Here is a 16,093-nt window from a genome sequence, read left to right as displayed (position 1 = left end):
TCAGTTTTGATGCTAAGTTTTGATGCTATAAAGAGGTTGATTATCTATGATTCATCAATCACTTATCAGCTGAGGGCTGATTTAAAGATCAACCTCAATCTCTTCGCTCTTCTCATCTTTAGGGTGAGGGAGAATAGCATTAAGAACAATGGCTAAAACAGAGGCTAAACCGACGCCGGCAAAGGGGAAACTGCCGATCTCAATGGTGTATCCGCCCACACCCGTAATTAATGTAGTACTGATAATGACTAAGTTACGAGGGATAGTGATATCAACTTTTGCATCGATAAGCGCTTTAAGACCAAGACTTGCGATTGTTCCAAAGAGAAGAATCATAATGCCACCCATAACAGGGAGTGGAATAGAGTTTAAAAAGGCATTAAATTTACCAAAGAAGGCCATGAAGATTGCGAAGATCGCGGCATAGGTCATAATCAATGGGTTATCATTTTTAGTTAACATTACCGCGCCCGTTACCTCACCATAAGTAGTCACAGGTGGGCCACCAATTAAGCCGGCAACACAGACACCTAAACCATCTCCTGCGAGCGTCTTATCTAACCCCGGGTTAGAGGCATAATCCTTACCTGTTACTTTACCGATCGCCATAATACCGCCGATATGTTCAATCGCCGGTGCAATAGCGACAGGAAGCATAAAGAGCGCAGCCATCCAGTTAACCTCAGGTGAAACAAATTGAGGAACTTTAAACCAAGGTGCTTCAATAACCTTTTCAAATTCAACTAATCCTAGCGCAGCAGCAATCGAATAACCAACAGCAATACCGATCAAAATGGGGACTAGTCTTAAGAAGCGTTTGCCAAAGATTGTTACCAACACTGTCACAGCGAAGGTAATGGTTGAAACAATGATGGAGAGTTTGTAGTCGATCACTTGCTCACCATTAGATTTCCCCATTGCCATCTGTGTCGCAACGGCAGCCACGGAGAGCCCAATCACGATAATGACAGGACCGATCACAACCGGAGGAATCAATTTATGGACGCTATCGATCCCTTTTATGCGAATGGCAAAAGCGAAGACAAAATACATAAAGCCTGCGGCGAAGAGGCCAAAGAAGGTTGCTCCCGGTCCCCAAGTGGTCATCGAGAAGATGATCGGGGCAATAAAAGCAAAAGAGGAGCCGAGAAAAATCGGTACCTTCCAACCGGTAACGATCTGAAAGAGAATGGTGCCAATGCCGGCACCGAGAAGCGCCATAGAAGGGTTAAGTCCTGTTAAAAGGGGGACGAGCACCATTGCACCGAAGGCTACAAAGAGAATCTGTAGACCTGCAACGGCGTTATGAATAGCCTGCATAGAGTAGATACCTCATTAAGAATAGATATTAAAGGATCGATAGGGTGCATCGAGTGATGCATCAATAGAAAATTGTTTTTTGATTATAGCAGGTTATTGCTTGAGATCATCTTTGAGATCGATTAAGCGCAGTTCAGAACTTTTTAGAAGGAGAGATCGCTGATCTGGTTATAGGTGTAAAATCTATGCAGCTCATCTATCTCTAAAAGTTGTGGTTATTATCATTATTTGAGATACTTCTATCTTTCTATCGATCAGTTACGTAATTGATTGGCTCTTTAGAGGGCTCTATTGTGTAACTATCATATAAAAGAGAATATCATCGAAGATAATAACGAAGATATCAATCGGATGATGTAAATTACTATCTTAATACTATCTTAATCATTATTTAAAGATCATTAAGATCATTAAGATCATTAAGATCATTTTAGAGGAGGAGAAATAGGAATGAATAGATATCGATTGGTGATGTCTTGCCCCGATGGTGTTGGAATTGTCTCGGCTGTGAGCGGCTTTTTAGCGGAGAATGGCGGCTGGATTATGGAAGCGAATCACCATTCAGATCTGGAGACAGGTATGTTCTTTATGCGCCATGTGATTAAAGCGGAGAGCCTGCCTTTTGGAGTTGAGGAGTTTGAGCGGCGCTTCACCCCTATTGCAGAGAAATTTCAGCTCAACTGGCGTATTGTTGATACTTCTAAGCGCCATAAAGTGATGTTGATGGCAAGTAAAGAAGCACACTGTTTAGTCGATATCTTATCGCGTTGGCATGCCGACGAACTCGATTGCGAAATTGTGGGGGTGATCTCTAACCATAATGATCTAGCGAGCTTAGTGGAGTGGTATGGGATCCCTTATCACCATGTACCGGTCGACCCGCAGAATAAGGAGCCAAGTTTTGCTAAGGTTAATCAATTGATTGAAGATTCGGAAGCAGATACGATTGTTTTAGCACGCTATATGCAGATTATTCCACCGGAATTATGTCAGAAGTATCAACATCGAATTATCAATATTCATCACAGTTTTCTCCCCTCTTTTATCGGGGCTAAGCCATATCATCAAGCGGCCAAAAGGGGTGTGAAATTGATCGGTGCAACTTGCCACTATGTGACTGAAGATCTCGATGCCGGTCCTATTATTGAGCAAGATGTGATCCGCGTTTCGCATGAAGATAGTGTCAAAGATATGGTGCGTTTAGGAAAGGATATAGAGAAGGTCGTCCTTGCTCGAGGTTTGCGTTACCATCTTGAAGATCGTGTAATTGTTCAAGGGAATACGACAGTTATTTTTTAATGAAAAGGAGGGATTCTCCCCTCCTTCTCTCTACGTACCATTCTACAATGGCGCTATTCCACAATATTTTTAGTAGAGAATTCTATCTCCCCAAAATCGATCATGGCATTGAAGAGTCTAATTTTACTAAATTGTTTTAACTCTTCGCGATGAATCTGCCGAGCTATTAAGATGCCGTGATGCAGAAGCGCCGATCTTTTAGTACCCTCAAGAAGCGGAGATGCCGGCGTATACCAATGCTCTCCTTCGAGGAGCGCGATATTGGCAATTGAAGTATCGGTTAGAAAGCCATCGCGTGTTATTAAGATATCGTCACAGCGTTTTTTCTGTTGAAAGAGGGTGTTGATCACAGGACGTTTCTCATATTTATAGGCGTAATCGACTTCGGCTTCAATAAGCTTTAGAGAATTGACAGGTCGCATCTCATAGGGGAGAAATTCAATTGTTGAGATCTCCTCTTGATAGATTACTCGTACTCGATAGAGTCCTTTTTTAGGAATATTATCAAGTTGCATCAATGCTTGAGGCAGTGAGAGAGGGGGCGCATCGGGATAGAAATGTTTCCGTGTTTTATCCATTCTCTTTTGATGGTAAGAGAGGGCAAAAAAGTAACCATCTTCCAACTTAATTGTCTCAAGAAATGGGGAGGTAGATTTTTTCGATAAGCTCATGGTATTCATTCTCTACATTGCTCATAGCGGTAATACCACCACCACTTTTAAAGGTATAGTGGTAGAGGGGGAAAACTGTTTGATTCGATATATCATCAGCCACATCATCAATTGCATTATCAATCACATCGTCAGTTGTATCGTTGTTTTGGTGAGTCTGTTCCTCAAGATAGCGAATGAGAACGGTGCTATCAAGATTTTCTCCATCAAAAATAGCGGCGACACCGGAGTAGAAATGGCGTGAATATGACTCGACTTGAGTAAGAATTTCGGTCGCTTTATCACGAGGAGACCCTGTGATGGAGCCTGCCGGTAGAAGTTGGTAGAAGAGATCTCCTAGTGATTCTCTATAATTTTTGGGGAGATCTCCTTCAATCATAGAGCTACTTTGAAGAATCTCTCCATCACCCCGAGAGATACGATCAATGTAACGAAAACGGGTAATGCGAGCATTATTAGCGACGAGAGAGATATCTCTAATAGCCTCTTGTGCAACGGTTTCATGTTCATCAATCTCTTTGGGATCTTCCATCAATCTCTCTAATGCATTAGGAATCGCGGCATTGATTGTGCCTTTCATCGGATAGGTGGCGATGACATTATTCTTAATTGTAATAAAAGTCTCTGGTGAAAAGGAGCAAAACTCTCCTTTTAGCCAGAGTCGATATTTCGCTTGAGTACGTTGAAAGATCTCAGGAAGAGTGAGATTACACTTCACTAAGGTTGGAAAAGTAAGATTAGCGAGGGAGATCTCCCCATTTTTGAGCGCCATCATTAATTGTGTAAAAGAGGATTGATAGCGAGCAAAGGGGATCGGTTCTGGTTGCCAAATTACCGGCATGCTCTCATCTAGAAATGTTTTTTTGGAAGCAGGAGAGCGCCTCTCTTCAGCTCTTTTATGATCGACCCACTCTGTAAACTCCTCAATGTTATTCTGTTTGCCATTAAAGTCGAAAGCGATCTCTGAGGGATCTATTTCGGAGAGAGGCAAAACAATATTTGTTTGAGTATCAAAACTCGCAATAAGAAGAAAGGGTCTCTTTTCAGAGGCGAGTTGATTGATGGTTTTGATGGCAGTTGGTCGATCTAGAAAATTCATAAATATGTGACCTTAAGGATGATTGATGAAAATTAAAGGTAATATCGAAAGCTGATAAGGCTGATGAAACTTATTAACTCATTTACTTATTAACTCATTTTAATGAGGATGATTTTTGTAGTTTTTCCGGGTTCCTAATTTCAAAGTAGCTAATTGCAAGTAAAGAGCTCACCATAATCAGTGCACCTAACCAAAATTGTAGTGTGACAGCCCAGCCAAAGATGATAAACCCTAAAAAGGTATTGAGTGGCAATTTAAAGTAATCGAAAGGCTGAATAAAGATCACATCGGCATGAGAATAGGCTTTTGCAACACTATATTGGGCAATCGCTGTTAGAAAACCTAAAAGTAGTAGTGCAAGTAGAAGTTCCCTACCTGGAACGAAGAGCTGATCTGGAAGGTGGCTAAAATTGTCAGTTAATGCGATAAAAAGATTGATCGGCACCATTAAGATATAGAGATAGCTCACCATTGTTAAGGGGTGATCTTTATCGGAGAGATGCTTCATCAAGAGCGCATGCAGAGCCCAAAAGAGTGCCGCAAGTAGGGGATAGATAGCAGCGCTATTAAAGTTTTGTTGATTGGGGGCCAAAATAATAATGGCACCGATAAATCCTAAAATTGTGGCGATAACGCGTGGTGCTGTTAATCGTTCTCGTAAAAAGAGAAAAGCGCCAAGGCTTGCGAAGAGAGGGGAGGTCATTAGGAGCGCGACTCCCTCACCGATTGGAAATTGAATCGCAAGAGCATAGACCCAAAATTGAATTCCGATGACTGCCACTAAAATGCGCCAAAAATGGGTCATAAAGTGTTGTGTATAGAGGATTCTCTTCAATCCTAATCGCAGGATAAAGGGGGCCATAAAGAGAAGGGCAAAGAGATATTGGTAGAAGGCTATCCAGCTAGAGGTGATACGATAATGTTCAGTTATCAGAGGCGTAATCACATTGATGCCGGCAAAGGCGATCCCTGCAAGTAGCATCCATATCGCGCCATGCAGTGAATACTCTTTACTCTCAGTATAACGTTTTAGCAGATATTGAAATCGATTCATAGAGAAGTCTTTAGGACAGGCTTAGAGGAAGTTTTAGAGAAAGCTTTAGATAATATCGCGGAGAGATAAGGTCATGAACGGAAAAGATCTTCCAAAGGAAGATCTTTTGCTGTTTTAAAAAGGGTTTAATTTAGAGAAGATCTTTATAGCCAAGGGCATTGAGTGCTTTCTCATCATCTGACCATCCCTCTCTCACCTTAACAAAGGCGCGTAGAAAGACTTTTGCATCAAAGAGACGCTCTAGGTCGATTCTCGCTTGTGTACTCGCTTCTTTCAATGTTGCGCCCCCTTTACCGATCACAATTCCTTTTTGACTCTCTCTTTCTACAGAGATAGCGGCAAGAATGCGGTAGAGGTTTCCTTCAATCTTAAACTCCTCAATCTCAACAGCGATTGTGTAGGGGAGCTCTTGGTTGAGTCTACGCGTTAACTTCTCTCTTAAAACTTCCGCTGCTAAGAAAGCACTTGAGACGGTTGTAATCTCATCTTCACTATAAGGGAAAGGCTGTTCAGGAAGATATTTTTTAATTACGTCGAGCAGAACATCGGCAGATTTTTTCTGCTTAGCGCTCAGTGGCACAATATCTGAGAAGGGGAAACGTTCGCTCATCTCAGCAATAAAGGGGAAGAGCTCCTCTCTATTTTGTAGCTTATCGATCTTATTGATCACAAGGATAACAGGGGTCTCAATTCCTTTTAGCTTACTCAATACCTTTTCATCATCTTTATTAAAGCGTAGTGCTTCTACAATAAAGATAATAACGTCACCGGTTGTAATGGTGCTCATTGCAGTTCTGTTGAGCTGTTTATTGAGCGCTGATTGCATATTAGTATGAATGCCGGGAGTATCTAAGAAGATAATTTGTGTCTCTTCATCGGTATAGATCCCGGTAATTGCGTGACGGGTTGTCTGTGGTTTATTGGAGGTAATACTAATTTTTTGCCCCAAAATACCATTCATTAAGGTCGATTTTCCTACATTAGGGCGGCCAACAATGGATGCAAATCCTGCTTTTGTCATCTTAAATTTTCTCCAACATTAATTCTGCTGCGCGTTGTTCCGCACGTTTTTTGGTTGTCCCTTCTGCGATAGTTTTGTGATTCTCAAAGGTGCAGAGGACTTTAAAGACCTTCTCATGGTCGCGGCCTGATATATCGATCACTTCATAGATGGGGATCTCTCTATTGAGCGCTTGAAGCTTCTCTTGAAGACGACTTTTAGGGCTCTTAAAAATTTCGCCTAGATCCTTCTTCGCTTTCTCAGTGATTGATTGGAAGTAGGGCTCATAGAGTGCAAGAATGACAAGGCGAGTTGTCTCAAAGTCTGAGTCGAGAAAGAGTGCGCCAAAGAGTGCCTCTAGGCAGTCCGAGAGCGTACTAGGTCTAAATTCCCCTTCATTGTTCTTCTCGCCTAAGCTCAAAATTAAAAACTTATTGAGCTCTAGCCTGAGTGCGATCTCCGCTAAAGTATCCTCTTTAACAAGATGTGCGCGTAATTGGCTTAGCTCCCCTTCATTAGCATCAGGCAACTTATGGTAGAGTGCTTCTGCAATAATGAAGTTGAGACAGCCATCTCCTAGATACTCTAGGCGCTCATTATTATTTTGTGAATAGGAACGGTGGACAAACGCACGTTTTAATAGGCGTTTATCCATAAAGGTATAATTTAGTTTCTGCTCAAGTTGGTGCATATTAGTCTATTGTTGTAAAGATATGATCACAATCCTTAAAAGAGGTGACACAGTTATAATTCATCCAGATAAAGCGTGCTTTACCCAATATTTTTTGATCATCCACGAGCTCCCAGAAGCGACCATCGTAACTGTTGTCGCGATTGTCCCCCATCATTAGGAACTTCCCTTCCGGGATTGTGAGAGGAAACTTATGATAGAGCCCAACACCGCGATCTGCAGGTGTAATGACCTTTGAGGTCTGAATGATCTGCTCTTTGTAGACACCTGATCCCGGCTCACCAATAGGGAAGCGCTCAAGCACGAAAAGATCATCCTCTTCCGGCTCTCTAGCAGGGCCTACAACCTGATACTCTAATGGTTCGCCATTGATGGTAAATTGCTTATTCTTATAATCGACAACATCGCCGGGAACAGCAACGACGCGCTTGATGTAGTTCACCTTCTCATCTTTGGGGAATTTAAAGATAGCAACATCACCTCTCTCAATTCCTTCACCCGGTTTTGAGAAGAGTCGCGTATTGAGGATCGGCAGGCGAACACCATAAGACCACTTATCCGCAACAATCATATCGCCGGCATAGAGTGTAGGTTGCATCGACCCTGATGGAATAACGTAAGGCTCAATAATAAAGGAGCGAAGGACACCTACAAAGAGGACAACGGGAAAGAGAAATTTAGCCCAATCAACAATTTTAGGCTCCTTTTTTCCCAATTTGCGTCGTTTCTTATAGTAGAGTGCATCAAGTAACCAGATCAAGCCTGTCACAGGAATTGCTAAAATGATCAGGATTGAGAGGTAGTGGGTAAAATCTGCAAATAGTGACATAATTATCTACTCTTCATTAACTTTGAGGACGGCAAGGAAGGCTTCTTGTGGAATCTCCACGCTACCGACCTGTTTCATCCGTTTTTTCCCTTCTTTCTGTTTCTCAAGAAGTTTACGTTTACGGCTTACATCTCCTCCATAACATTTTGCTGTAACATCTTTACGGAGGGCTCGAACGTTGGTTCTTGCGATAATATTTGCACCGATAGCAGCTTGAATTGCGATCTCAAATTGCTGTCTTGGAATCAATTCGCGCATCTTTTCTACCAGTTTACGACCTTGATATTGTGCATTATCTTTATGGGTAATCAAAGAGAGCGCATCAACACGATCGCCATTAATTAAGACATCAACCTTCACAAGATCAGATGCCTCAAAGCGGAGGAACTTATAATCGAATGAAGCATAACCGCGAGAGACCGATTTAAGGCGGTCGAAGAAATCTAATACGACTTCACTCATTGGAATCTCATAGCGAAGCTGCACTTGATTTCCGGCATAAACCATATCGAGTTGGACGCCTCGCTTCTCAATACAGAGCTTCATAATATTGCCGATATAATCTTGAGGGGTGAGGATGTTTGCTTCAATAATGGGCTCTCTGATCTCTTTAATCTGTGTTGTTTTCGGTAATCCATCGGGATTATCAACATAGATCACTTCACCATCATTCTTCTCAACTTCATAGATAACAGTCGGCGCTGTTGTGATGAGATCGAGGTTATATTCACGCTCGAGACGCTCTTGGATAATTTCCATATGGAGCATGCCGAGGAAACCACAGCGGAAGCCGAATCCTAATGCCTGAGAGGTTTCAGGTTCAAAATGTAATGAAGCATCATTAAGACGCAATTTTTTGAGCGCTTCACGGAGATCTTCATACTCTTCTGATTCAACAGGGAAGAGACCGGCAAAGACTCGGGGCTGAACCATCTCAAATCCGGGCACTGCCTCTTTAGCCGGGTTTCTTTCGAGCGTAATGGTGTCTCCTACAGGAGCTCCATCGATATCTTTAATACCGGCGATAACAAAGCCAACCTCTCCTGCGGAGAGCTGCTCTTTATCAACACGGTTAGGAGTAAAGACACCAACATGTGTCACCTCATGAGACTCTTTTGTACTCATGATTTTGATCTTGTCATTTTTGCGAAGTACACCATCGAAGATTCTGACCAGCGAGACAACACCGACATATTGGTCATACCAAGAGTCGATAATCAACGCTTTAAGAGGAGCATCCACATCGCCAACCGGTGGGGGAATGCGTTTGATCATATCTTCTAAAACATCTCTGACCCCAATGCCTGATTTTGCTGAACAGCGAACGGCGTCGAGTGCTTCGATAGCAATAATATCCTCAATCTCCATCGCCACACGATCAGGGTCCGCTGCCGGGAGATCGATCTTATTCAAGACGGGGATTACGGCTAAACCTTGATCAATCGCGGTATAACAGTTGGCAACAGATTGAGCTTCTACTCCTTGAGCGGCATCGACGACTAAGAGCGCCCCTTCACAGGCAAAGAGTGAGCGGGAGACCTCATAGGAGAAGTCCACATGTCCGGGAGTATCGATAAAATTGAGATGATACACTTCACCATCATCAGCTTTATAATCGAGAGAAACACAGTGAGCTTTAATCGTAATACCTCGCTCTTTCTCAAGATCCATAGAGTCTAAGACCCGATCTTGCATCTCGCGTTCAGTAAGACCTTCACAAATACGGATAAACTGGTCAGCTAAAGAGGATTTGCCATGGTCAATATGGGCAATGATTGAAAAGTTTCTAATGTTCTTCATCGATTCTATCTATATAAAAAGGTGAATTGTATATACTTCAAAGGAGCTCTATCTTAGCAAATAAAGCATTAGGAGATATATTTAATATTTTTTGAATATTTTTGGATGCATTAAGCGATATTTCGTAATACGCTCATTCTTCCCATTGTTTCTATTGTTACACTGTAGATTGTAATCTGCTGATTATACCGAAAACTCCTTTGTTGTAGTAGCGCTATCGATTTTTGTACTTTTTAAGGGAGAGAGGTGGTTTGTCTCTTAAGACGAATTGATTGAAAAGGAGAGGTTAAAGCAGAAGGAAGGCTACCTTGAAACTTCGATTATTGTTATGATGGAGCGATTGAGAATTTTGAAAATAGAGCCCTGTTTAAGAACCATTAGATAGTGTTTAAACAGTTATCTTTTAAAATAGTTATCATTTAAGTATTTATCGTTAAGCTTATCTTTAAGTTTATCTTTGAATTGAACATCTATATAAGTATAAGAGAGGATTAATGACTCAGCAGACATTTACTAAGGTGAAAGAGACTTTCATCCCATCCCTAAACATTACGCTTCAAGAGTATGAGCATAATGTTACAAAAGCAAAGCATATCCACTTAGCAAATGATGATAGCAATAATGTATTTTTGGTCGGATTTCTGACAGTACCGGAAGATTCGACAGGTGTTGCACATATTTTAGAGCATACGGCTCTTTGTGGTTCCGAAAACTATCCTGTTCGAGACCCGTTTTTTATGATGATTCGCCGTTCTCTTAATACCTTTATGAACGCTTTTACTTCATCAGATTGGACCGCTTATCCCTTTGCGAGCCAAAATAAGAAGGATTTTTATAATCTTCTCGATGTCTATCTAGATGCTGCCTTTTTCCCACAATTGGAGTATCTCGACTTTTTACAAGAAGGGCATCGACTTGAGTTTAGTGAGATCGATAATCCCGAGAGCGAGTTGGTCTACAAAGGCGTTGTCTTCAATGAGATGAAAGGCGCGATGAGTTCGATTGGCTCTATTCTCTATCAGGAATTAACGAAAGCGCTCTTTCCAACAACGACCTATCACAATAACTCAGGGGGCGATCCGGAGGATATCCCTAACTTGACGCATGAAGCGCTCGTCAACTTTCATAAGAAGCACTACCATCCATCCAACAGTGTCTTTATGACCTATGGAAATATGGATCCTTTAGAGCATCAAGCAGTATTTGAAGAGAAAGTTTTATCAAAATTTGATTATCAAGACTTTGACTTTAGTGTCAAAGATGAGAAGCGTTACACTGAGCCACAAAAATTTACGGCAACTTACCCATTACCGGTGGATGAGCCACTTGAGAAGCAGAGCCATGTCATCAACTCTTGGCTACTCAATCCAATTATGGATGCTGATGAATTGATGCGAGCTAGAATTTTAAGCAGTGTTTTAGTGGATAATGCGAGCTCACCGCTCCGTTTAGCGTTAGAGACTTCAGATCTTGGTACTGCTCCCTCCATCTTTTGTGGCTTAGAGGAGGGAACTCGTGAAGCATTCTTCTCATGCGGTTTAGAGGGGGCTAATGGCGATGAGAGTGAAAAGATCAATCAACTGATTGTTGATACCTTAATTCAGGTGCGCGATGAAGGTGTTCCCCAGGAGAGTATTGAAGCGGCTCTTCATCAATTAGAGTTAGCATCTCGAGAGATCTCTGGTGATCGTTACCCTTATGGATTACGTCTGATTGTAGATACCTTAACGCCGGTTCTTCATGGCGGAGAGGCATATGATGCTCTCTCATTTGATGAGTCATTGAAGAAGATGCGCGAAGAGATTCAAGATCGAAACTTTATCCCTAACTTAATCGATCGATTGCTACTCAATAACCCTCATCGCGTGATGTTGACCGTTAATCCGAGTCATACATTAGCTGATGAGCGTGTGGCAAAAGAGAAGGCGAGATTAGCAGAAATTCAGAGCAGCTTAACCGAGGCAGATAAAGAGAAGATTATCCGTGAAGCAAAAGCGCTGCAGGCGCGTCAATCACAGATCGATGATGATTCTATTTTACCGATGGTCACACGAGAAGATATTCCTAAAAAATTGACCTTCCCAGAGCTCAATTATCAAGAAGGGGTTGTCTTAGGATCGCCCACAACAAATGGAATGACTTATCAATCGATTGTTGTGGATCTTCCGGCATTAACAGAAGAAGAGATGGTTATTTTGCCATTTTTAGATGCCTTTATTACAGAGATGGGGGCAGGCTCTCGTTCATATCTTGAGCAGCAGGCAAGAATCTCGGCAGTCACCGGTGGCGTGAGTGCAAGAACAATGTACCAACCTTATGATGGCGATATTCGAGGTTACTGGGTTCTTTCTGGTAAAGCACTCTTAGATCATAGTGATGCATTAGCTTCATTATTAAGAGATATCTTCTTCGATGCTCGCTTTGATGAAGTAAAGCGTATGCAGGAGATTATGGCGCAGATTAAAGTCGGGCGCGAACAGGGTATTGTTAGTAATGGTCATAGTTATGCGATGGGAGTTGCAAGTCAAAATATTTCGCTTATCTCTCAATTAGAGCAGCGTCTATCGGGAATGCAGTCGATTAAAGATTTCCGTGAAATTGAGAAGCGAATGAAGGATGATACAGAGTGTAGAGCTTTCGGTGAGAAGCTTGCAGCGCTCTTAACAAAGCTACAGCAGAGTCCTTATGAGATCATTGTCTTAAATGACTCAGAACAGATCGAGAAAATTGGGCAAGATTTTGCTGCGGTGATGGCTCACAATGTAACGGAAGATGTAACTCGTTTCAGCGCTCCATTTTCTGAGCACTCTGAGGAAAAAGTTTATCTTGGTTGGGCGATCAATGCACCAGTTTTCTACTGTGCTAAGAGTTATAAAACAGTCACTCGCGATCATCAAGATTCCCCTGTTTTTCAGGTATTAACTGGATTTTTGCGTAACGGTTATCTGCATCGGGCGATTCGAGAGCAGGGGGGCGCTTACGGAGGAGGTGCAAACTATAATGCCTCATCAGGCGCGTTTAACTTCTTTAGTTATCGTGATCCTCGCCTTGAGGAGACATTAGCTGACTTTGATGCCTCTATCGTTTGGTTATTAGAGAATGAGCATGATGAACAGCAACTTGAAGAGGCTATTTTAGGCGTTATTAGTGCAATTGATCGTCCTAAAGCACCGGCAAGTGAGTATGGCGATCGTTACTTTATGGCAAAATATGATCGTACTCCGGAGGATCTAGAGCAGTATCGTGCAGCGGTACTCAATGTGACAATTGATGATCTTAAGCGTGTTGCCCGAGAGTATCTCGCAAATCCCGATACCCATACTGCAGTATTAGGGCCTAAAGCAGCCTTAGAAGCCGCTGGTTTTGAAGTTAAACAACTTTAAAGATAATTGATCCTCCTTTAGAGGGCAGGTCGAGTTAGGTCAAGATATGTCGAAATAGGTCGAAGCAGTTCTGAATATTGATCTATTAGATTGATCTATTGTATCTATTATTAAAAGTACCCCGAAAGAGTTAACCTAAAAGGTTAATCATAATTTCGGGGTATTTTTTTTGCTCGATATTTTAACTTGCACCCCAGATTATTTGATATTAATCAATAAGTTATCTTTTAGTAAGCTTTTTCCCTCCACTTTTTTCATCGTTTTCCCAATAGGGATCTTTTTTCTCCTATCTTTTAGATGTCGACACAATTGTCGACAATGTTAATTAAAACAGATATATTCTTTAAAAGAGGTGAATAAGATGGCAAATCTTAAAGAGAACATTAAATCTTTATTGAAAGATCTTACCCATATCAATGCAGGTGTTGGGCAGGAACAACCGGTCATCTCCTATATTATGTCGGCACTGAAAGGTGAAGTTGATGAGTTAAAGGTGGATCATAATGGTAATGTTCATGCGATTAAACGTGGACATAAAGAGGGATTAACCATGATGGTTGCGGCCCATACGGATGAGATTGGCCTTATTGTGAAAAACATTTTGCCAAATGGTTTCCTCTTAATCGAAAAATTAGGGGGTGTACCCGATAACATGTTATTAGGCCGTAAAGTCTATGTGGGTAAGAATAATCTTCCGGGTGTTATTGGGACAAAGCCTGGGCATCTTCAGACGCCAGAAGAGGCCAAAAGAGTTAAAACAGTCTCTGAATGTTATGTCGATATGGCGCTTCCTTCGAGAGAGGCAGTAGAATCTCATGGCATCTCTGTTGGGGATCAGGTGATTATCTCAGGTGAGTTTACGGAGATGGTTGATCCTGACTATATCTCGATGAAAGCAATAGATGACCGTTTAGGTTGCTCTATCCTCATTGAGTTGCTGAAAAATCTCTCTAAAGATGATTTTGCCGGAACGCTTCATGGTGTCTTTACAGTCCAAGAAGAGGTTGGGCTCTATGGTGCGCAGAAGGTTGGCGATGGCTATACCCCTGATTATGCCATTGTGCTTGATACTATCCCTGCTGGTGATACCCCTGATGTTAATACTGAAAGAGATCTGCCTGTTCGCTTAGGGGAAGGGCCAGCATTGCCACTTGCAGATGCTGTTATGCCGATCTTCTTTAGCATGGTTCATCCCGCTGTACGTCGTGCGATTGAGAAGCAGGCAACAGCGCAAAATATTCACCTACAAAAGTTAACGCTTTTAGGGGGTGGATATACTACAGATTCAGCGAAGCTCTCTCATGCCGGAGGCGGTATTCCATGTGCGACATTAGCAATTCCTCGTCGTTACTCTCATTCCCCCATTGAGTTGACGAACCTCAATGATAGTGACGATGTCTATAATATTCTCCATGGTCTTATTCGAGATAATGAGAATATGAATACCTCCTTTATCTAGTGGGATGCGGTTGTTGATAAGCTCCACTGCATAGCGGTGGAGCGCTCTTTGAAGTTTATAAAGATGCGTTTCAATGACGCATATTCTGTTGAGGTTATTGTATGAGAATTCCTTTAGCGTCATTTCAATGGATGTTATTTATTTTGATGGGAAGTATTGTCATTCCTGTCGCTGTCGGCTCAACTTATGGTTTAACGGGAGATCTGTTAGTTACCTTTGTTTCAAGGACTCTTTTTGTATTAGGAGTTGCGGGGATAATACAGATCTTCTGGGGGCATAAAATGCCCATTATTGAAGGTCCTGCAGGTGTTTGGTGGGCGGTATTTGTTCTCTATTTAGGGATTGGGGTCGCAATGTTTGGTCCTAATAATGAAGATAATATAGAGACATTACGCGTTTTAGGTTTCTGTTTTATTTTGAGTGGTGTGGTCTTTATTCTCTTTGCTTATTTGGGCTTAATTGAGAAGATCTCTAAACTCTTTACCCCTACGATTATCGGGGTCTATCTCTTTTTGATGGTTGTGCAGCTCTCAGGAACCTTTATCAAAGGGATGATGGGCGTCAATAGTGATGGTGATAGCGTTGATTTGGTTGTGATGCTGCTCTCAATTATTACGGTTGCTTCAGCTTTCTATGTAAAACGCTTTAAATCGATAGCAGCTTACAGCACTTTGATCTCTATTGCTGTAGGTTGGGGGCTCTTTATTATTTTTGGCAAAGGGAATGCGATTGTCCCAACTGATGGGTATTTTCAGTTACCAGAGCTATTTCCTTTTGGTGCCCCACGTATTGAATTGGGGATGGTGGTTAATGTTATTCTGCTCACCATTTTATTAATAACTAACCTTATGGCGAGTGTTAAAGCGGTACAGGTAACCTTAGAGAGCTTCAATATTAAGCGAGAAAATAGATTGAAGCAGACAGGTATTATCTCGGGCCTAATTCATATGATGGCAGGAGCTTTTGGCGCGATTGGACCTGTTCCTATCTCAGGATCTGCAGCTTTTATAGCACAGACAAAAATTACAGAGAAGCTCCCCTTTATCCTTGGAAATCTCTTAATTATTGCGATCAGTCTCTCGCCTAAAGTGACGGCGCTCTTTGCGGCACTTCCAACGGCAGTCGGTTTTGCGGCACTTGTTCCAACATTTGGCTTCGGCACTATTATTATTGCCAAGAATCAGTTGGCTTTGGCAGAAAATCCCGATATCCGTAATTTTGTTGCTGCATCAGCTTGGTTTATTGGGATCGGCATCATGTTTATGCCAAGTTCAGCCTTTGGTCATCTCTCTCCACTGATGGTCTCACTATTGAGTAATGGTTTAATTGTAGGAACCGCTTTTGCCATTATTGTTGAGCGAGTATTGCTTCATCAAGAGAAGAGCCGCTCTAAAGAAGAAGGTGCAGAGGCTTTAAAGGGAGATTAACCTTTTAGGGTTGAGAGAGAAATTTTTAAAAAGAGATTGGAGGGGATGGTCTTAGTAAGGA

General features: G+C 41.9%; 12 protein-coding genes. 4 read left to right on the top strand and 8 right to left on the bottom strand.

All coding sequences use genetic code 11. The features are described from left to right. Window positions 1-81: 81 nt before the first annotated feature. Complete coding sequence (locus DC082_RS04695; RefSeq protein WP_109235959.1) at window positions 82-1,320, bottom strand: uracil-xanthine permease family protein; 1,239 nt, start codon at window positions 1,318-1,320, stop codon at window positions 82-84. A gap of 450 nt (window positions 1,321-1,770) precedes the next feature. Here DC082_RS04695 and purU point away from each other — a divergent pair, with 450 nt between their 5' ends. Then, window positions 1,771-2,619 carry a formyltetrahydrofolate deformylase gene (gene purU / locus DC082_RS04690; protein ID WP_094566817.1) on the top strand — a complete coding sequence of 283 codons (849 nt, stop codon included), beginning with the start codon at window positions 1,771-1,773 and terminating at the stop codon, window positions 2,617-2,619. A gap of 53 nt (window positions 2,620-2,672) precedes the next feature. Here purU and DC082_RS04685 read toward each other — a convergent pair whose 3' ends face one another. The 7 genes from DC082_RS04685 to lepA form a co-directional block, all read right to left on the bottom strand. Then, window positions 2,673-3,290: an aminotransferase class IV gene (locus DC082_RS04685; protein ID WP_109235958.1), complete on the bottom strand. Its 618-nt coding sequence runs from the start codon at window positions 3,288-3,290 to the stop codon at window positions 2,673-2,675. Continuing rightward, on the bottom strand, window positions 3,253-4,389 hold the full coding sequence (locus DC082_RS04680; RefSeq protein ID WP_109235957.1) for an aminodeoxychorismate synthase component I: 1,137 nt from the start codon (window positions 4,387-4,389) through the stop codon (window positions 3,253-3,255). Before DC082_RS04680 ends, DC082_RS04685 begins: the two co-directional genes overlap by 38 nt. Before the next feature lie 94 nt (window positions 4,390-4,483). Beyond that, window positions 4,484-5,443, bottom strand: coding sequence for a DMT family transporter (locus DC082_RS04675; RefSeq protein ID WP_109235956.1), 960 nt, complete (start codon window positions 5,441-5,443; stop codon window positions 4,484-4,486). Between the two features lie 130 nt (window positions 5,444-5,573). Continuing rightward, window positions 5,574-6,464, bottom strand: coding sequence for a GTPase Era (gene era / locus DC082_RS04670; protein ID WP_109235955.1), 891 nt, complete (start codon window positions 6,462-6,464; stop codon window positions 5,574-5,576). A gap of 1 nt (window position 6,465) precedes the next feature. Next, window positions 6,466-7,134 (bottom strand): ribonuclease III, encoded by a 669-nt coding sequence (gene rnc, locus DC082_RS04665; protein ID WP_109235954.1) that lies wholly within the window; start codon window positions 7,132-7,134, stop codon window positions 6,466-6,468. 1 nt (window position 7,135) lies between these two features. Beyond that, on the bottom strand, window positions 7,136-7,963 hold the full coding sequence (gene lepB, locus DC082_RS04660) for a signal peptidase I (protein ID WP_109235953.1): 828 nt from the start codon (window positions 7,961-7,963) through the stop codon (window positions 7,136-7,138). Window positions 7,964-7,969: 6 nt separating this feature from the next. Beyond that, window positions 7,970-9,763: a translation elongation factor 4 gene (gene lepA / locus DC082_RS04655; RefSeq protein WP_109235952.1), complete on the bottom strand. Its 1,794-nt coding sequence runs from the start codon at window positions 9,761-9,763 to the stop codon at window positions 7,970-7,972. A gap of 494 nt (window positions 9,764-10,257) precedes the next feature. Between lepA and DC082_RS04650 the strand changes: the two genes are divergently transcribed. The 3 genes from DC082_RS04650 (at window position 10,258) to DC082_RS04640 (ending at window position 16,032) form a co-directional block, all read left to right on the top strand. After that, entirely contained in the window at window positions 10,258-13,146 is a 2,889-nt protein-coding gene (locus DC082_RS04650; protein ID WP_109235951.1) for an insulinase family protein, read from the top strand. A gap of 361 nt (window positions 13,147-13,507) precedes the next feature. Then, window positions 13,508-14,605 (top strand): M42 family metallopeptidase, encoded by a 1,098-nt coding sequence (locus DC082_RS04645; protein WP_109235950.1) that lies wholly within the window; start codon window positions 13,508-13,510, stop codon window positions 14,603-14,605. Window positions 14,606-14,706: 101 nt separating this feature from the next. Next, a complete protein-coding gene (locus DC082_RS04640; RefSeq protein WP_109235949.1) occupies window positions 14,707-16,032 on the top strand; it encodes a purine/pyrimidine permease in 1,326 nt (441 codons plus the stop codon). Window positions 16,033-16,093 lie beyond the last annotated feature (61 nt).

This window comes from Ignatzschineria indica (assembly GCF_003121925.1).
In the GTDB taxonomy this organism is placed as follows: domain Bacteria; phylum Pseudomonadota; class Gammaproteobacteria; order Cardiobacteriales; family Wohlfahrtiimonadaceae; genus Ignatzschineria; species Ignatzschineria indica.
Note: the sequence above shows the minus strand (reverse complement) of the source record. Positions and strands in the feature narration are given on the sequence as shown.